We start from the raw sequence: 18697 nt of genomic DNA on the forward strand, positions 1-18697 counted from the left end.
AGTAAATTGCGTCTGTTTTCGTAATATCCAGCTTGATTTTTGTAATTTTTGTCACTGCATTTCAGGTAACAAAAAGAAAACCCTGCCTGTATCCAGGCAAGGTTCTTTCGTACACAAACTATGCAATTATTTTCTTAATCCAAGTCTTTCAATTAATGTACGATATCTCTCGATATCTGTCTTCTTAAGATAAGCAAGAAGTCCTCTTCTCTGACCAACCATTTTCAAAAGTCCTCTTCTTGAATGATGATCCTTTGGATTGTTCTTGAAATGCTCTGTCAGATCATTAATTCTTGCTGTCAGAATAGCAATCTGTACTTCTGGTGAACCTGTATCCCCAGGTGTTCTTCCATATTCTGCTACAATCTGTTCTTTCTGTTCTTTAGAAATCATTTTTGTTTCCTCCTTAAACTTTTATAACGCCAGACATTAAGTAACGGTTGGAGATTCCATTTACCGAACATCGGCTCTCACAGTGATATAGTATATCATAACATACACCTAATGTAAAGAAAAATCTTATTCTTCCTCTTCATCATCCTGTTCATTCATTGGTTCCAAAATTGCAAATGCAATATTGGTCGCATGATCAGCTACACGCTCCAGACCTGATATTGTATCAGAGAATATCATTCCCGCCTCCGGAGTACATTTATTCTTCGTCAATCTCTTTACATGTGCATTCTGCAGTTTCTTCTCCATCTCATCAATCTCTTCTTCCAACTGCAGAATTTCCCTCATATGCTCATAATTGCGGTTTGTAAACATTTCAAGAGAATATTCTAATATTTTCGTAGTCTTATCCATCATATCAAGAAGCTGCTTTTTTGCCTTATCAGTCAGCTCTATCCCGCGCTCAATTCTAGTCTTCGCAGAATCCACAAAATTCTCTGCATGATCTCCGATTCTTTCAATATCATTCACCACATGAAACAAACCACCGATCAATTTTTCATCCGCAATAGGGAGCGCGATCTCATTTGCTTTTACTAAATAATCCGTAATTTTACGGTTCAAGAAATCGATATATTCTTCTGTTTCATAGACTTCTTGTATCTCTTTTTCATTCAGATTACAAAGCGCATCCATTGATTTTTTTAAATTCATGACCGCAACTTTACCCATATGCTCAATTTCATGAATGCTATCCATTACTGCTGTTGTAGGTGACATCATAGAACCATCACCAATATAAAGCAATTCATACTGATCCTCTGCAGTTGTATCTTTACCCGGAACAATCTTATAAGTTAATTTCACAATCCATCCCATGAATGGGAACATCATGGCTACTTCCAATACTTTCATCAGAGTATGTACATTTGCAACGGAACGTGCCAGACTACCACCAGATATATACAAAATCGCATTTGTAAACGGTTCAACTGCAACAAGCAAAATACAGAAGAATATTGCAGAACCTATCACATTGAACAGGAAATGAATCAATGCGGCACGTTTTGCATCCTTTTTTCCGCTAAGGCTCGCTACTAATGCAGATACGCAAGAACCAATATTACAGCCCAAAATCATAAACGGGCAAATGGTAAATTCCAAAAGTTTCTGGGATACCATCAACAGAATGATACCTACCGTTGCAGAAGAGCTTTGTAGTACAGCGGTAATCAAAAAACCAACCAAAATCGCTGCAAACGGATTCGTCAATGAAGCCAGGAAATTCAAAATTCTCGGCGAATTTTTAACTGCTGACATACTGTCTGACATGATACTCAGACCCATGAATAAAATACCAAATCCCAGTATTACTTCTCCGATTTTTTTGATACTCTGTTTCTTACAGAACATGATCATAATGACACCAATAATAACAATTAATGGTGCAATATCCGATAAATTAAATGCGATAAGCTGCCCTGTTATCGTGGTACCAATATTAGCACCCAAGATTACTCCTGATGCCTGCATCAAATTCATAAGTCCCGAATTCACAAAACTTACTACCATCACAGTTGTTGCATTGGATGATTGAATAATTGCGGTAAATATAATTCCTACCACCATTCCAATAAATCTGTTCTTGGTAAAAAATTCAAGAATACTTCTCATTTTGGCTCCAGCCGCTTTTTCAAGACCTTCGCTCATCATTTTCATACCATACAGGAAAAATCCCAATCCCCCAAACAACATAAAAATTGTTGTAATACTCATTTGTATTCTCCTTATCTCTCAAGCGCAAAAAAATGTTTGCCGAATTCAATGTCTCTATCGATACAAGTCTTCATCTCTTCAATATTTTCAAATTTCTGTTCCGAACGTCGAAATTCCAACAGTTCAATAGTCACTTCTTCTCCATAGGCATTTCCTTGAAAATCAAACAGAAAGCTTTCAATCAGCACCTTGTTCTCATTGCTTACCGTTGGCTTCACTCCCACATTCGAAATACCATGATACCAACAGCCATCTATTCGGACATTGCTAAAATACACTCCTCGCGGAGGAACTATTTTATCATGTGGCCATACTACATTCAATGTTGGAAATCCCAATGTTCTTCCAAGCTGTTTGCCATGTTCCACTCTGCCGCTGACGCTATACGCATACCCAAGAAGTTTTTTTGCCAGTTCCATATCTCCCTGCTTTAAAACTTCTTTGATATAAGTACTACTGATAATCCGGTCTTTATAACGTTCCTTTTCCATCACAAGCAATTCATATCCATAACGTTTTGCATAATCCGCAAGCATATGAATGTCTCCATGCTTTTCATATCCAAACTGAAAATCTGTTCCTACCACAACATACTTCGCATGAAAAATACCATTTATGATATTTTTAATAAAATCTTCTGCATGAATCTGACGAAACTCCTGAGTAAATGGACATTCTACGAGATAATCCACTTTTCCTTCCAAGTGTTCCCTTCGTTCCTCCCCCGTCATTAATACTTGCGGGAGAATGCCTTTACTTTCCCATAAAGGATGCATATCAAAGGAACACACAACACTGTTCATTTTTTCTTTTTCTCCCAGCTCACGTACCTTTTCTGCCAAAATCTGATGTCCTCTGTGAAGTCCATCAAATTTTCCAAAAGTAACTGCCGTTTCTCTGCTGTCATTATAATGTGACAGCAAACTGATATATTGCATTCTATTCCCTCTAATCGTTATTTATCTTCGCAAAAAAACATCTTTATGATCTGATATTCTTTCTTTTCATCGTTCCAACTATAAATTGCAACAAAATGTCCCTGTTCATCATATAACCGCATATAATCTCCATCCACTTTTTCTCTGGATTTTTCTTCGTTCTCAAAGTACACGGCATTCATCGGCAATGAATTTCCATTCTTCGCCAAAAAATCCCAGCTCCTTTTTACCACAATCCTTTGATATTCCTGGAACATTGCATCAATTGGAATGACCACATCCATCAAACAATCTTTCATACATTTTTGGGAAATCTCTTCCAGAGTCATACTATCAGCAATCCGAAAGCTACTGACTCGTGTTCGTACTAAACTTTCCATACATCCACCACATCCAAGTGTTTCTCCAATGTCATGACATAAAGTTCGGATATACGTTCCTTTTGAGCAGGACACCTCCATTTTCACGCGCGGAAGCTCCATCTTAAGAATCCTGATCTGGTATATCACAACTCTTCTTGCCTTTCGTTCTACTACTTTTCCTTCTCTGGCAAGTTCATACAATTTCTTGCCATTTACTTTCAATGCAGAATACATCGGTGGTATCTGATCATACTCTCCCACATAACTTTCTATCACTTCTGTTACTTTTTCCTCTGTAAGAGCAGACGTATCCCGGGTTGTCAAGGTTGCTCCGCTAGTATCCTGCGTATCCGTAGAGCGTCCCAACAGAAGAATTGCCTCATACGTCTTATCCTTATCGGTAAGCATATCGCATAATTTAGTTGCTTTTCCCAGACAGACAGGAAGAACACCAACCGCATCCGGATCTAACGTTCCCGTATGCCCAATCTTTTTCTGTCCAACAATTCCCCTTAGTTTTGCTACAACATCATGAGAAGTATATCCTTTTTCTTTATACACATTTAAAATACCGTGTATCATCTTTTTCTCCTGTCTTTTATTCTGCCAATTCCTTCATCTGTATTTCAATCTGCTCAGAAAGATTATTAATCACATCGTGCGGCCTTCCAATCATCGTCAGTCCGGCAGCTTTCTTATGTCCTCCACCGCCAAAATACTGTGCAACCTTACTCACATCAATATAATTTTTAGAGCGAAGACTTACTTTGTATGTATTTGACTCTATCTCATACATAAAAATAGCGACTTCTACACCCTTCGTAATTCTAAGCTGACTTACGATTCCATCCAGATCTTTAGCATCAACTCCATAAAAATCCATGACTTTTTTGGTGACATAAGATGCAATACAAGTACCATTCATAAATAAAATACTCTCTAACAATGCTCTTCCCAAAATCTGATTCTGAGCATAACTCTTTTCATAATATGTATCCTGTATCATTCTCGGTGCATCCACACCTTTCTCTAACAATCTGGCTGCAATTCTGAATGTCGACGGGGTCGCACATGAATATTGGAACACACCTGTATCATGAACAATGCCAAGATAAAGAGCATTGGCAGTATCCAGAGAAATCTTCTCATCTTCCAGCAAATTATATACTAACTCTGAGGTAGAACTTGCATCCGGCACCACATAACTTTCCTGTGCAAACCCAGTATTACTGATATGATGATCAATACAATAAGTATATTTCGCATTGTCAAACAACTCACCAGAGAATCCCAGACGTTCTTTATCACCACAATCCAGGCAAAAGAACAGATCATATTGCACTTTCTCGTCCGGAATCTCATGACGAATCTCTTTCGTAGCTTTCAGACATGTGAATGCTTCTGGAATCTCTTCCAGATAGACATCCACTTTTTTTTCTGTAAAATTCTCTTTAATATACTGGTATAACCCAATACAAGATCCTACACAATCGCCATCCGGGCGCACATGTCCGCTAATTGCAATTGTCTTAGCATCGCTTAAAATCTTATTCAGCATCTGCATCACCTTCCGTTGTCATGCCCTTGGTCACTTCATCGATTTTTTTTGACATATTGACGCCATATTCAATCGACTGATCCAACACAAATTTAATTTCTGGTGTATTTCGCATATTCAATGTACGTGCCAGTTCTCGCCGGATATAGCCTTCCGCACTTTGCAGGCCCTTAATTGTCTCTGCCTGTGCATACGCATCCCCCAACACACTGATATATGCTTTACAGGTTTTCAAATCCGGGGCTACTTCCGCCGCGACCACAGAAGTCCATGGAGCTACTCGCGGATCCTTAATTCCTCCGCGAATTATATTACTAAGTTCTCGCTGTACTTCTGTATTGACTCTTGTATTTTTAATACTTCTTTTTCTCATTTTACTCCCTCTTTTCTGCAGGAAGAAACACCTGAGATTATCTAGGGATTTCTACCATCTTGAATGCTTCTACAAGGTCACCTTCCTTAATATCATTAAAATTGGCGAACACAAATCCACATTCATATCCTGCTTTTACTTCTTTTACATCATCTTTAAAACGTCTCAAAGACGCAAGAGGTCCTTCGAAGATAACGATTCCATCTCGTGTCAGACGCACAGAACAATCTCTTTCAAACATACCATCCAACACATAAGAACCTGCAATAGTTCCTACGCCAGATGCTTTGAATGTCTGACGTACTTCTGCATGGCCTAATACCCTTTCTTCAAAAATTGGATCCAGCATTCCTTTCATCGCTGCTTCAACATCTTCAATCGCATTGTAAATAACTCGATAGAGACGAATATCTACACCTTCGCGCTCTGCCGTCTCTTTTGCAGTTGCATCCGGGCGCACATTAAATCCTATGATAATCGCATTGGATGCAGATGCAAGACTGACGTCAGACTCATTGATTGCACCGACACCACCATGAATGATCTTTACAACAACTTCATCATTAGACAGCTTTAACAGACTCTGCTTCATTGCTTCAACAGAACCTTGTACATCTGCCTTTACAACAATACCAAGTTCTTTCAGATTACCTTCCTGAATCTGAGTAAACAGATCATCCAGAGACAGTTTTGATTTTGTCTCTTCCAATAATTTCATCTTACTCTGAGAGATGAATGTCTCTGCAAAGCTTCTTGCTTCCTTATCATTTTCACATCCCACAAATACTTCACCGGCATTCGGAACATCATTCAATCCAAGAATCTCTACTGGCATAGATGGACCTGCTTCTTTCACACGTCTTCCTTTATCATCCATCATAGCTCTTACTTTACCATAAGCAGAGCCTGCGGCAATGGAATCACCAACACGCAGAGTTCCTTTCTGTACAAGAACCGTTGCTACAGAACCTCTTCCTTTATCCAATTGTGCCTCCAATACAAGACCTCTTGCACTTCGGTCAGGATTGGCTTTTAATTCCATCACTTCTGAAGTCAGGATGATCATTTCCATCAAATCTTCCAGACCTTCTCCAGTCTTTGCAGATACAGGAACAAATACTGTACTTCCGCCCCAGTCTTCCGGAATTAACTCATATTCTGTAAGCTCTTGCTTCACACGCTCGATATTGGCACTTGGTTTATCAATCTTATTGACAGCTACCACAATCTCAACACCTGCGGCCTTTGCGTGATTGATTGCTTCAACCGTCTGCGGCATAACACCATCATCTGCAGCCACCACAAGAATCGCAATATCTGTCGAACTTGCACCACGCATACGCATTGCAGTAAATGCCTCATGTCCTGGTGTGTCAAGGAATGTAATCTTCTCTCCATTTACATTTACTACATATGCACCGATGTGCTGAGTAATACCGCCCGCCTCTTTATCAATCACATTCGTATGGCGAATGGCATCCAGAAGAGAAGTCTTACCATGGTCAACGTGGCCCATGACGCAGACTACCGGCGGACGCTTCTTCATCTTAGATTCGTCTTCTTCATCTTCTTTCAAAAGCTCTTCAATAACATCTACAACCTCTTCTTTTTCACAGAGCACATCAAATTCCAGTGCGATCTCTTCTGCCGTCTCGTAATCAATCTCCTGATTCACCGTTACAATCTTGCCTTGCATAAAAAGCTTCTTAACGATGACAGATGGTACGATCTTCATCTTATCTGCAAGCTCTTTAATTGTAAGTACTTCCGGAATTACGATAGACTTAATCTCTTCTTCCACCTTCTGTTGTTTCTGCTGAGGTTTTTGAAGTTGCTGTTTTGGCTCATTCTTTTTCTTTCCCTTTGGCATTCTGTCATCTTCATCTTCGCGGCGATAATCTTTCTTCTTATAGTCGTCTTTTCCCTTTCCTTTGCTACGCTGTGGCTTCTGTGTCTCTACAGCTGGTGCCGGAATGCTGGTATTATTTCTTCTGTCATTATTACGACGGTCATTTCTATCCCCGGATCTGCGGTTCTGATTTCTGTCCCTGTCTCTTCCATCTCTACTGTCTCTGTCTTTATTATCCCTATCATTCGAGAATCTATCCTGACGATTTCCCTGTGGGCGATCTCCACGCTGCGGACGCTGTCCTAATCCTCTGGAATCTTTGGAAGAATCCTGACGTCTGTCCCCGCCTTTTTCCTGACGCTGCTCCGGGCGTCTCTGAGACTGATTTCTATCGGAATTCCTCTCGGAATTTCTATCAAATAATCTTTCCGTTTTTTTCTCTGCCGGCTTCTCCACGTTCTGCACATTCTTTGGTTTTTCTGACACTGGCGCAGTCGGCTGTACCGATTGAGCTGCCACTTTTTCTACTGGTTTTTCCGGCGTCTTTACTTTCTGTGGTTTTTCTGCCGCCGGTGTTGCCGGACGTACTTGCTGTGTTGTCTGAGCAGCCTTGGATGGGCGTCCGTTGTTAACCTGCATCGGTCTTCCCTGAGAAGCTTGAGGACGTCCTCCCTGCTGTGCCGGACGATTGCCAGGTCTTCTTCCCTGCTTTGCTCCATTTTGTGTATTCTGCGGACGGAATACATGAACGATATTCTTCTTCTTTGGAGCTTCCTGTTCTGTCTTTGCTTCTGGAGCTTTTCGTTTTGCCAGGGCCTTTCTTGTCATATCCGCTTCTGAATCCTCCAATGTACTCATATGATTCTTTACTTCAATATTCTTTTCAGTCAGAAATTCGATGACATCCTTGCTTGGGACATCTAATTCCTTTGCTAATTCATATATTTTAATTTTTGACATATTAACTACCTCCTCTATGCAATTGTGTTATCTTCTGTGTCCATATGCTTCCTGATTCCTTTTGCAAACCCCTCATCCAATACTGCAAGAGATGCGCGGAACTGTTTTCCCATTGCATGCCCCAAGGTATCTTTATCTTCATAAAAATAGATTGGCACGTGATAATAGCCACACATATTTTGAAACTTCTTCTTCGTATTATCAGACGCATCTGTCGCCACGATTACCAATGCAGCTTTTCCAGCTTTCACTTCCCTCTCAGTACAGAATTCTCCGCTGACCGTCTTGCCTGCTTTGGTTGCCAGACCAATAAGCGCTAATACTTTACTCTGTTTCAAGTATCTCCATCTCCTTTTCCAATGCTTCGTACACTTCCCTCGGAATAGACTGCTTAAATGACCGTTCAAGGCCTTTATTCTTTACTGCCTTTTCCAGACAGTTCTTAGAAGGACAGATATACGCTCCACGCCCATTCTTTTTTCCGGTCGCATCCAGAAGAAATTCTCCTTCTGAAGTTCTGATCACACGAATCATCTCTTTTTTACTCTTCATTTCCTGACATCCCACACATTTACGCATAGGTATCTTTTTATTTGCGCTCAAACAATCACCTATTCCTCTGTATCGTCTACTTCCTCAAATGCAATTTCCTCTTCCGGTGCATATCCTTCTGATTCCTCATATGGCTCATCGTATTCTTCTTCAAATACTCCTTCGCTCAGTTCCATATAATTTTCAGGTAGTTCTCCAGATTCAATTGCCTGAGATTCACTCTTTATATCAATCTTATATCCTGTCAGTCTTGCAGCAAGTCTTGCATTCTGACCTTCCTTACCAATTGCCAGTGAAAGCTGATAATCTGGTACAATGACACTTGCGGTCTTCTCATCCGGATCAGCCATGACAGAAATCACTTTCGCTGGACTTAACGCATTCTCAATAAAAATGGCCGGGTTATCACTCCAGTTAATAATATCAATCTTCTCTTTACGCAGTTCCTCTACAATCGCATTCACTCTTGCTCCGTTCATGCCGACACATGCGCCTACCGGATCAACGTCAGGATCATTAGACCATACCGCAATCTTCGTTCTACTTCCCGCCTCTCTTGCAATGCTCTTAATCTCTACGATTCCTTCTTTTACCTCTGTCACTTCTGATTCAAACAAACGTTTTACGAGTTCTGGATGTGTACGGGATACAAGAATCTTTGGTCCCTTTGTCGTATTCTTCACTTCAACGATATACAATTTGATTCGTTCTGTCGGTTTGAATACTTCTCCTTTTACCTGTTCATTCTCTGTAAGCATTGCATCAGCCTTTCCAAGGTTAATACTTACATTCTTTCCTACATAACGCTGAACAATACCCGTAACGATATCCTTTTCTTTTTCAAAATACTGATCATATACTACTTTACGCTCTTCTTCACGAATTTTCTGAAGAATCAGATTCTTTGCATTCTGAGTTGCAATACGTCCAAAAGATTTTGATTCAATTGGAATCTGGACAATATCTCCCAACTCATATTTACTGTCAATTTCTTTTGCATCTTCCAAACTGATCTGTTCTAACTTATCTTCTACTTCTTCTACAACCGTCTTCTCTGCGAACAAGCTATAATCACATGTCGATCTGTCCATGATCAATTTAATGTTGTCAGCCTTTCCAAAATGGTTCTTGCAGGCATTCAGCAGAGAATTTTCAATTGCATCCAACAAAGTCTCTTTGCTGATATCCTTTTCTTTTTCCAAAATATTCAATGCTTCTAATAATTCTGTATTCATTTACTATTCCTCCTTCTAATTTAAAAATCAAATGCCAGACGAATCAGAGCGATGTCACTTTTTTCAAATGTTTTTGTTGTATCATCATCCATCTCAATCGTAACCGTTTTTTCATCATAGTCTTTTAAAATTCCAGTAAATTCTTTCTGTTTATCTATCATACGATAAGTTCGAATCTCAACTTCTTCACCCAGGCTTCTTTTAAAATCTTTTTCTTTCTTTAACGGTCTTCCAAGCCCCGGCGAACTGACTTCCAGGATGTATGCATCATCGATATAATCTTTCTCATCCAAGATATCAGAAAGTCTGCGGCTTACTACTTCACAGTCATCAATATTGATACCTCCCGGTTTATCAATGTATGCTCGAAGATACCATGTACTTCCTTCTTTTACATACTCTACATCCACCAGCTCAAATCCATTTTCTTCCACAATCGGTAACAGAATCTCTTCGGTTTTTTGTTCGTAAAGTTCCCTTTTTGTCAATGTAAAATTCCTCCTTATCAACAAAGAAGAGTGAACTTTACGTTCACTCTTCTGCCGACTTCATTATGTAACTGTAAGCTAGTATAACACCATACTTCTGCAAAATCAAGGGTTTTTCTATATTTTCCCTTCTTTAAATACCATCATCATCTCATTCGTCAGGCTTAAGTCTTCTGCTTTCACCGGGATATCCTCCCGTTCAAACCATTCTGCAAGAGCAAGCTCTTCCTTATCCAATGTAATCTCTGCTTCTCCATCCAGCTCGCAAAAAAATCCCATTAATAATGTATCGGTAAACGACCACGGCTGGCTTTTATAATAAGTAATATTTTTGACCTTTAATCCGACCTCTTCCATGACTTCCCGGCGGACCGTCTCTTCAATCGTCTCCCCGATTTCCGCAAATCCTGCCAGCAGTGCATATTTCTTATATGCCCTGCCTGCATATTTTGACATCAATATCTTATTTCCATGCGTAACAGCAATGATGACAGCCGGACAGATCTTTGGAAATTCCATAAGGCCACACTCTGGGCAGCGCATCATCCGTTCTTTTTCATCATGTACCATAGGTTTCCCACATCGTCCACAAAAACGATGTGACTGATACCAGCGGTATAACTGCCATCCCGTCACACCCGCGAACTGCAGATGTTTTGGTCTTGCTGTACGAAGTATCTGTGTATCTTCCATTTCGAATTCTGGAATCTTATCATAAGAAATATGACTGCCCAGATAAAATCTCACATCAGCAATGGAAAATAAATATATGTACTCTTGATAGAGTTTTGTAACATCAACATAAGCCTCTGCTTCTTCAAAAGTAAGAAAAGAAATCTCTCCTTCTTTTTGTTTCACCAATATATTTCGCCCTTCATAGCACAATAAGATGCTATGTTTTTCCGGCGGCATTGGCCGATATTCGTTTCGATATTGATATGGAGCAATTTCTTGTATCATATTTTTTCTCCTTTATCCTCGATTCTTTGTTCCAGTCCCATCTCGTTTTGCAAGCTTTAGACGATTCAAGGTCACTTCACGATCCTTATATGGGATTTTTGTCTCTACCCCATCTTCAAATAAATATACCCTCTCCAGTTCATCCTTCTTTTGCAGTTTAATTCCACGGACTCCGATTGCACCTTTCTTCTTTTCAGAGACTTCTTCGGCTAAAAAGCGCAGGAAATATCCCTCTTTTGTCTGCAGTACAATATTTTGATTTTCATTGATCACCTGAACACTCATAACTTCATCATCCGCCTGAAGTTTCGTCGCTGCAATCGTTCTTTTCGCTACCTGAAATTCAGTTCCTTCCACCTTCTTAATCATGCCCTGCTTTGTAGCAAATAACAGCTTCGCATAACGCATCTGCTCTGCATCACAGATATATACGATTTCTTCCTGTGTACTGTCGTAATTGCTCACATTATCCACCGGCGATCCTTTATCGCGGAACTTTCCATATGGTAAATCCAATACTTTAATCTGATGCATTTTTCCGGTATTCGTAAATAGACAGATTCTTCCGGTATTCATACAGGAAATCACATATTTATTTTCCGTATCTGCCGCCTCTTTATTTCTTCCATAAGCATTGGTATCAATCGTCTTTGCATAACCAAAACGATCCATCAGGAAGACAACCTCTTGCTCTTCGATCTTATTCTCCTCATAAACCGCCTCTTCTGCATTCTCGATCTGCGTCCGGCGCTTTCTGGAAAATTCTGCTTTCAATTGTTCTAAATCTGCGATAATGACCTCTGCCATTGAATCATAATTATTTAGAATATCTTCATACCTAGCAATTTTTTTCAGAGTCTCATCATGTTCCTTCATCAGAGCTTCTATTTCCAGCCCAATCAATTTGTACAGGCGCATTTCAAGAATTGCTGTAGCCTGTCGTTCTGTAAACCGAAGCATAGCTGCCATTTTTTTAGAAATACTGGATTTGAACTTAATATTATCCGTAATACCGCTGGTCAGACATGCTTTTGCATCTTTGACCGACTGGCTGCCGCGAAGAATCTCAATGATCAGATCAATAACATCACATGCTTTGATCAGACCCTCTTGGATTTCTTTTTTATCTTGTTCCTTTTTTAATAAATTCTTATATTTTCTGGTGGCCATCTCAAACTGAAAATCCACATGGTGTTCTATGATTTTCTTCAATCCCATGGTCTCAGGTCTGCCATCTGCAACTGCGAGCATATTCACACCAAAAGTATCTTCCAGACGAGTCTTTTTGTAGAGCATATTCGTCAGATTTTCGATGTCTGCTCCACGTTTCAGTTCAATAACAATTCGAATACCTTCTTTCGATGACTGGTTGGAGATATCCACAATGTCACTGGTTTTTTTTGATTCTACCAGAGCACATACATCATTCAGGAACTTTCCGATTCCGGCACCTATCATGGTATAAGGGATCTCTGTGATAACAAGCCGTTTCTTGCCGCCCTTCATCTCCTCTACTTCTACTTTCCCGCGAATCTTAATCTTGCCGGTTCCCGTCTCATAGATATCCAGAAGATCATCTTTATTTACCACGATCCCCCCTGTTGGGAAATCAGGCCCTTTTACATACTTCATCAACTGCTTCGTGCTGATCTCATCATTTTTCATGTAGGCTTTGACTGCATCAATGACCTCCCCAAGATTATGGGTCGGTATACTGGTTGCCATACCTACAGCAATTCCCTCTGCTCCGTTGACCAGAAGATTCGGAATACGCACAGGAAGCACCTCAGGTTCCTTTTCTGTCTCATCAAAATTTGGTACAAAATCTACAATATCCTTATCCAGATCTCCCAGATAAGCTTCCTGCGTAATCTTTGCCAGACGAGCCTCCGTATAACGCATGGCAGCAGCTCCGTCACCTTCAATAGATCCAAAATTACCATGTCCGTCTACCAGAATCATGCCCTTTTTAAAATCCTGCGCCATCACCACCAGCGCTTCATAGATAGAACTGTCCCCATGCGGATGATACTTACCCATCGTATCTCCAACAATACGTGCACACTTTCGATATGGCCTGTCATATCGAATACCCAATTCATGCATATCATACAGCGTACGCCTCTGTACCGGTTTCAATCCATCCCTTACATCCGGAAGCGCTCTGGCAACAATAACACTCATAGCATAGTCAATATATGATTTCTTCATAACATCAGAATATTCCGTTCTGATGATCTGTGAATCTTGCATAATTACCTCCTTTGGGGACGTAGTATTTTTAAAAAACACTACGTCCCTAATTTAAAAATGGGGTGTACCCAATTTAAATATCCAGCTCTGCTTCTGTCGCATTTTCATAGATAAATGTCCTTCTTGGTGGTACTTCGGTTCCCATCAGCATCTCTGTCACACTGGATGCCATACGGGCATCTTCGATTTCTACCAGTTTCAGGATCCTTGTCTCGGGATTCAGGGTTGTCTCCCACAGTTGCTGGGCATCCATCTCTCCCAGACCTTTATAACGCTGGAGCGTAAAAGGGCCATCATGGGTCTTACGATATCTCTCTAACGCCTTATCATCATATAGATATTCTTCTTCCCCTTTTTTCGGCATAGCTTTATACAATGGCGGCATGGCAATATAGACATGTCCTTCATAGATTAATTCTGGCATAAAACGATAGAATAGCGTCAGCAACAAGGTAGAGATATGTGCCCCATCCACATCGGCATCAGCCATGATAATAATCTTGTCATAACGCAGCTTGCTGATATCAAAATCATTGCCATATCCTTCTGAGAAGCCACAGCCAAATGCATTGATCATCGTTTTAATCTCTGCATTGGCCAGCACTTTATCTATACTAGCTTTCTCCACATTCAGAATCTTTCCTCGGATTGGAAGAATTGCCTGATACATACGATCTCTGGCCGTCTTTGCAGAGCCACCGGCAGAATCTCCCTCTACGATAAAGATTTCACATCGGCTCGCATCTCTGCTTTCGCAATTTGCAAGTTTCCCATTACTGTCAAAAGAATATTTTTGCTTTGTCAGAAGATTCGTCTTTGCGCGTTCTTCTGTCTTACGAATCTTCGCAGCCTTTTCTGCACAGCCAATTACTTTTTTCAACGTCTCAAGATTACGGTCGAAAAATCGAATAATCTCATCATTCGTCACCTTGCTGCAAGCCTTTGCGGCATCAGGGTTGTCCAGCTTTGTCTTCGTCTGTCCTTCAAATCTGGGATCTGGATGCTTGATGGAAACAATTGCGGTCATTCCATTTCTTACATCTGCCCCTGTAAAATTCGCATCTTTTTCTTTTAGAATCCCAAGTTCCCTGGAATACTGATTCATAACAGTTGTAAATGTAGTCTTAAACCCAGTCAGATGTGTGCCACCCTCTGCATTATATATATTATTACAGAAACCAAGGACATTTTCATGAAATTCATTCACATACTGAAACGCCACTTCAACTTCAATGCCTTCTGCTTCTCCTTTAAAATACACAGGTTCATGAACAACCTCTTTTTTGGAATTCAGATCCTGAATAAAGCCAAGAATCCCATCCGGTTCATGATATACAATACGCTCCGTCTCACTGCCTCTTTTATCTTCAAATACAATCGTCAGTGTCGGATTCAAATATGCCGTTTCGTGCATACGACTTTTTACTTCCTCTGCACGGAATTTTGTTTTTTCAAATATAGTATCGTCTGGCAGAAAATTAACCTTTGTTCCAGTCTTTCTTGTCTTTCCAATCTTCGGCAGAAGTCCATCCTCCAGCTCAATTACCGGCTTTCCTCTCTCATACCGGTCATGATGGACATATCCATCCCGACTGATTTCAACATCCATATAAGTAGATAATGCATTGACAACAGAAGAGCCGACTCCATGAAGTCCGCCACTGGTCTTGTAAGCAGAATCATCAAACTTTCCACCGGCATGCAGCGTTGTATATACAACACGGGCTGCTGATACACCAGTCGAATGCAGATCCACCGGTACTCCACGTCCATTGTCTGAGACAGTTGCAGAACCATCCTTTTCAAGTGTTACACGGATCTCTGAACAATATCCCGCCAGATGTTCATCTACAGCATTGTCAACAATCTCATAGATCAGATGATTCAGCCCTTTCGTAGATACACTACCAATATACATTCCCGGTCTTTTCCGTACCGCTTCCAGTCCCTCTAATATGGCAATACTATCTGCATCATATGTATTTTTTTTCGCCATTCCCATATATCCTTTCTATCATTTTACATACTTTTCCATACTGCCAATATCTTAGCACAAAATGTAGTCTGTTTCAAACATATTTTATTTCACAAGTACACTATCTAGTGTTGATGCCAGAATCTCCATAGCATTTCTCATTTCTTCCACAGTATTGGTCTGAGCCCCGGCCTCAATCAACAACGTTTTCGGTTTAAAGTGCATGTTATATCGATATCCTCTCAGATAAATATGTCTGGTAAATCCAGGATATTTTTTCGTAGCTGCAATCTGCATCTGAAGAGAAAATGCAAGATTATCTTCAATATAAGGATTGGGCAGATAACTGATATTTCCATTGGCTCTTGTTCGGCTCAGCCCATTAAAAAACATAATTTGTGCAGTCTGCTTACCATTAATCTCTGTCACAAGATGTGTTCCCTCCGCCACACCATCTCTATGAAGATCAATCACAACCTCTATCGTTGGATTATCCTGCAGAATCTTCTGGATCTCTGGTTCTGCCAGCTGATACGCCATACTTCTGTCAAGCTTCCCACTAACCAGATCATACACTCCTTCATGATGAATCGTCTCGATTCCATAGGTGTTATTTAAAAGTTCTGCCAGATAAGCACCCATTCCCATTATCGTTGTACTGGTATCCCCTTCTACAGAATCTGCAAATGCTTCCTGGGAATGCGTATGATAAATCAGAACTTTTGGACCGGCAGCAGACTGATCAATTGTCATGTCCATTCCCATTAATTTTTCAACATTTAACAAATCCTGATCAATCATCGTATTAGAATCTACTGTATAAAAATTGCTGATCAGATACTCAAAATTCATCAATTTTTCCATAGATGTATCAATTGGTGTTCCTGAAGTCTGAACAGATTCTTCTTGTGAAGTCTGCTGAATCAGATTTCCGTTTTCATCTACCATATTTTCATCATTTGCCTGTTTTTCCAATATCATCTGATATGTTTCCTGATCCTCCACATCCGTAAACAACATCGATTTTTCTTCCACATATGTCCCAAGTGGAATCATTTTCAACACACTCTCTGCCATCCAGTCTATCAATGAACTCCCCTGCTCATTTTCCAGATATGTGAATCCCGTAAGATACATTTTTTCCGCCTGTTCCAAACAAATACTCCCAACCCGTATCTGTTCATTCCAATTTATTTTATCAAATTCCGTCATCTGCACACAGACATATATGATTAAAATTCCGGTGATCACAAGTATTGCAATCCGACTGATCTGCCATTTTGTTTTCACAATATTCACTCCAGTCAAAGTAGGGCTGCCTGTCATTTTGGCAGCACTTTTCGTACTTTATGTCTTAACACTATATGACCCACCTGGATTATTTATGTGCATGTCCTTTAGAAAACAACAGATTCAGCGCTTCCGATATCGTATAACTGATTCTCTTCACAGTCTCATCAATATCCTTAGGAGTCACAAACAAACCATTTAAATGTGGAGATATCAACTCCTTCACTAACTCATATTTTTCCGCTGCATTATAACCTTGCATGACCACCCCGACACCCCGCAATGTCTCAGAGCTTTCTAATGCAGAGATCAGGTTCTCCATGGTATCATTTACAATAGTCGCAGCATCCACCACAGTTGGAACCCCGATAGCAACTACTGGAATTCCAACGGTCTCTTTTGTAATAGCGTTTCTATGATTGCCCACGCCTGACCCTGGATTGATCCCTGTATCTGAGATCTGAATCGTGCGATTAAGTCTTCGAGAGCTTCTGGCAGCCAACGCATCAATAGCAATCACCATATCCGGATTCGTTTCCCGCGTAATTCCTTTGACAATCTCAAGAGTTTCCATTCCAGTCTGTGCCATAACTCCCGGTACAATCGCACTGGTAAGGCAGATTTCATCTTCTCCCATAGCATATTTTCCGTATTCCTTTGCAATATGCCGGGAAATATTCAGATTATCTACAACATATGGGCCTAACGCATCTGGTGTAACCTTACGATTTCCAAGCCCTACTACCAAAATAGAATAATCTTCTTTATCTTTTTTGACAAAGTATTCCAGAAATCTTTTTAACTCTTCTGCTATCTCTTTATGATAATCTTCATCTGGAACAGCCATATTCGGTGCCTCCATTGTAATATAGGTACCCACCGGTTTCCCCATGATTTTTGCTCCATTTTCCGTCTCGATTTTAACAGTCGTTACTTTAATCTCACGTTCTTCATCATAATCTTCTTTTAACGATACTCCTTGAATTTCTACGTGATCCGATTCAAATCGTTCTTTTTCCTCCAGAGCCAGATCTGTTCTGATATTATATTTTTCAATCATCCCATATATCCTCACTTTAGTCCTATTTATTTCCTAGTTTTTACAATATTTTCAGAAATATGTATTGACAGAACTCATTCCTTGCCCTAAAATAAGTTCGTATGTTTCGTTAGAACGTCCGTGTCCGGCTCTAACGAATGTAAAATCGATACAGAATCGAAATATAAGATATTGGAGGTGGACAAATTGGCTAATATCAAATCTGCAAAGAAGAGAATCTTAGTAAACGAAACAAAAGCTGCTAGAAACAAAGCAATCAAATCTAAAGTAAAAACTTGCGTAAAGAAAGTTGAAACAGCTGTAGCTAACAAAGATGCTGAAGCTGCTGCAGCAGCATTAAAAGTTGCAATCGTTGAAATCAACAAAGCAGGAAGCAAGGGTGTTTATCACAAGAACACATGCTCTAGAAAGATTTCCCGTTTAACAAAAGCTGTAAACGGAATTGCTTAATTATTATAGAAAAAATTGCATGCAATAAAAAAACAGCCATACCGTCAGTGGCTGTTTTTTATTTTTATCTTTTATAATCCAGAATACCCATAACTATTTGAATAATCCGGGGGCCGTGTCCCTGCTGTCCGGACTTAGGAAACCGCAAATCCGTTTTTAAGGAAACCACCATTCCGTTGGTGGAAACCTTTATCATAAATTCTTAAAATGTAACTATGCACCCTG

17 protein-coding genes are annotated in these 18697 nt (G+C 40.1%); 1 reads left to right on the forward strand and 16 read right to left on the reverse strand.

From position 1 onward, the window contains the following. Positions 1-126 precede the first annotated feature (126 nt). The 16 genes from rpsO to gpr form a co-directional block, all read right to left on the reverse strand. Positions 127-393, reverse strand: coding sequence for a 30S ribosomal protein S15 (gene rpsO, locus JQM81_RS00600; protein WP_235231535.1), 267 nt, complete (start codon positions 391-393; stop codon positions 127-129). A gap of 126 nt (positions 394-519) precedes the next feature. Next, a complete protein-coding gene (locus tag JQM81_RS00605) occupies positions 520-2169 on the reverse strand; it encodes a Na/Pi cotransporter family protein (protein ID WP_235231536.1) in 1650 nt (549 codons plus the stop codon). Between the two features lie 11 nt (positions 2170-2180). Next, positions 2181-3107, reverse strand: coding sequence for a bifunctional riboflavin kinase/FAD synthetase (locus tag JQM81_RS00610; RefSeq protein WP_235231537.1), 927 nt, complete (start codon positions 3105-3107; stop codon positions 2181-2183). 17 nt (positions 3108-3124) lie between these two features. After that, on the reverse strand, positions 3125-4051 hold the full coding sequence (gene truB, locus JQM81_RS00615; RefSeq protein WP_235231538.1) for a tRNA pseudouridine(55) synthase TruB: 927 nt from the start codon (positions 4049-4051) through the stop codon (positions 3125-3127). Positions 4052-4067: 16 nt separating this feature from the next. After that, positions 4068-5027: a DHH family phosphoesterase gene (locus tag JQM81_RS00620; protein WP_235231539.1), complete on the reverse strand. Its 960-nt coding sequence runs from the start codon at positions 5025-5027 to the stop codon at positions 4068-4070. Next, positions 5017-5400 carry a 30S ribosome-binding factor RbfA gene (gene rbfA / locus JQM81_RS00625; protein ID WP_235231540.1) on the reverse strand — a complete coding sequence of 128 codons (384 nt, stop codon included), beginning with the start codon at positions 5398-5400 and terminating at the stop codon, positions 5017-5019. The genes JQM81_RS00620 and rbfA overlap by 11 nt, the downstream gene beginning before the upstream one ends. Before the next feature lie 37 nt (positions 5401-5437). Continuing rightward, positions 5438-8209, reverse strand: a complete 2772-nt coding sequence (gene infB, locus JQM81_RS00630; RefSeq protein ID WP_235231541.1) for a translation initiation factor IF-2 — start codon at positions 8207-8209, stop codon at positions 5438-5440. 14 nt (positions 8210-8223) lie between these two features. Then, positions 8224-8547 carry a L7Ae/L30e/S12e/Gadd45 family ribosomal protein gene (locus JQM81_RS00635; RefSeq protein WP_235231542.1) on the reverse strand — a complete coding sequence of 108 codons (324 nt, stop codon included), beginning with the start codon at positions 8545-8547 and terminating at the stop codon, positions 8224-8226. Further along, positions 8534-8788 (reverse strand): RNase P modulator RnpM, encoded by a 255-nt coding sequence (gene rnpM, locus JQM81_RS00640; protein WP_328282582.1) that lies wholly within the window; start codon positions 8786-8788, stop codon positions 8534-8536. Before rnpM ends, JQM81_RS00635 begins: the two co-directional genes overlap by 14 nt. Before the next feature lie 32 nt (positions 8789-8820). Then, positions 8821-9996, reverse strand: coding sequence for a transcription termination factor NusA (gene nusA / locus JQM81_RS00645; protein ID WP_235231544.1), 1176 nt, complete (start codon positions 9994-9996; stop codon positions 8821-8823). Positions 9997-10016: 20 nt separating this feature from the next. Beyond that, positions 10017-10484: a ribosome maturation factor RimP gene (gene rimP, locus JQM81_RS00650; protein WP_235231545.1), complete on the reverse strand. Its 468-nt coding sequence runs from the start codon at positions 10482-10484 to the stop codon at positions 10017-10019. Between the two features lie 117 nt (positions 10485-10601). Beyond that, positions 10602-11444, reverse strand: coding sequence for an NAD(+) diphosphatase (nudC, locus tag JQM81_RS00655; RefSeq protein WP_235231546.1), 843 nt, complete (start codon positions 11442-11444; stop codon positions 10602-10604). 12 nt (positions 11445-11456) lie between these two features. Next, positions 11457-13697, reverse strand: a complete 2241-nt coding sequence (locus JQM81_RS00660) for a DNA gyrase/topoisomerase IV subunit A (protein ID WP_235231547.1) — start codon at positions 13695-13697, stop codon at positions 11457-11459. A 73-nt stretch (positions 13698-13770) separates the two neighbouring features. Beyond that, positions 13771-15693: a DNA gyrase/topoisomerase IV subunit B gene (locus tag JQM81_RS00665; protein ID WP_235231548.1), complete on the reverse strand. Its 1923-nt coding sequence runs from the start codon at positions 15691-15693 to the stop codon at positions 13771-13773. Positions 15694-15777: 84 nt separating this feature from the next. Continuing rightward, positions 15778-16962: a stage II sporulation protein P gene (locus tag JQM81_RS00670; protein WP_235231549.1), complete on the reverse strand. Its 1185-nt coding sequence runs from the start codon at positions 16960-16962 to the stop codon at positions 15778-15780. An 88-nt stretch (positions 16963-17050) separates the two neighbouring features. After that, positions 17051-18022, reverse strand: coding sequence for a GPR endopeptidase (gene gpr, locus JQM81_RS00675; protein ID WP_235231550.1), 972 nt, complete (start codon positions 18020-18022; stop codon positions 17051-17053). A gap of 186 nt (positions 18023-18208) precedes the next feature. Here gpr and rpsT point away from each other — a divergent pair, with 186 nt between their 5' ends. Next, entirely contained in the window at positions 18209-18472 is a 264-nt protein-coding gene (rpsT, locus tag JQM81_RS00680) for a 30S ribosomal protein S20 (protein WP_235231551.1), read from the forward strand. Positions 18473-18697: the final 225 nt, after the last annotated feature.

Origin of the sequence: Faecalicatena contorta, assembly GCF_021531895.1 — a bacterium.
In the GTDB taxonomy this organism is placed as follows: domain Bacteria; phylum Bacillota; class Clostridia; order Lachnospirales; family Lachnospiraceae; genus JAFBIX01.

What these genes read in the sequence shown, in the direction of transcription:
- JQM81_RS00665 (WP_235231548.1), bottom strand. Translation starts at nt 15,693, where the DNA reads ATGGCGAAAAAAAATACATATGATGCAGATAGTATTGCCATATTAGAG.
- truB (WP_235231538.1), bottom strand. Translation starts at nt 4,051, where the DNA reads ATGATACACGGTATTTTAAATGTGTATAAAGAAAAAGGATATACTTCT.
- JQM81_RS00605 (WP_235231536.1), bottom strand. Translation starts at nt 2,169, where the DNA reads ATGAGTATTACAACAATTTTTATGTTGTTTGGGGGATTGGGATTTTTC.
- infB (WP_235231541.1), bottom strand. Translation starts at nt 8,209, where the DNA reads ATGTCAAAAATTAAAATATATGAATTAGCAAAGGAATTAGATGTCCCA.
- rpsO (WP_235231535.1), bottom strand. Translation starts at nt 393, where the DNA reads ATGATTTCTAAAGAACAGAAAGAACAGATTGTAGCAGAATATGGAAGA.
- gpr (WP_235231550.1), bottom strand. Translation starts at nt 18,022, where the DNA reads ATGATTGAAAAATATAATATCAGAACAGATCTGGCTCTGGAGGAAAAA.
- nudC (WP_235231546.1), bottom strand. Translation starts at nt 11,444, where the DNA reads ATGATACAAGAAATTGCTCCATATCAATATCGAAACGAATATCGGCCA.
- JQM81_RS00660 (WP_235231547.1), bottom strand. Translation starts at nt 13,697, where the DNA reads ATGCAAGATTCACAGATCATCAGAACGGAATATTCTGATGTTATGAAG.
- nusA (WP_235231544.1), bottom strand. Translation starts at nt 9,996, where the DNA reads ATGAATACAGAATTATTAGAAGCATTGAATATTTTGGAAAAAGAAAAG.
- JQM81_RS00610 (WP_235231537.1), bottom strand. Translation starts at nt 3,107, where the DNA reads ATGCAATATATCAGTTTGCTGTCACATTATAATGACAGCAGAGAAACG.
- rbfA (WP_235231540.1), bottom strand. Translation starts at nt 5,400, where the DNA reads ATGAGAAAAAGAAGTATTAAAAATACAAGAGTCAATACAGAAGTACAG.
- JQM81_RS00620 (WP_235231539.1), bottom strand. Translation starts at nt 5,027, where the DNA reads ATGCTGAATAAGATTTTAAGCGATGCTAAGACAATTGCAATTAGCGGA.
- rnpM (WP_328282582.1), bottom strand. Translation starts at nt 8,788, where the DNA reads ATGCGTAAATGTGTGGGATGTCAGGAAATGAAGAGTAAAAAAGAGATG.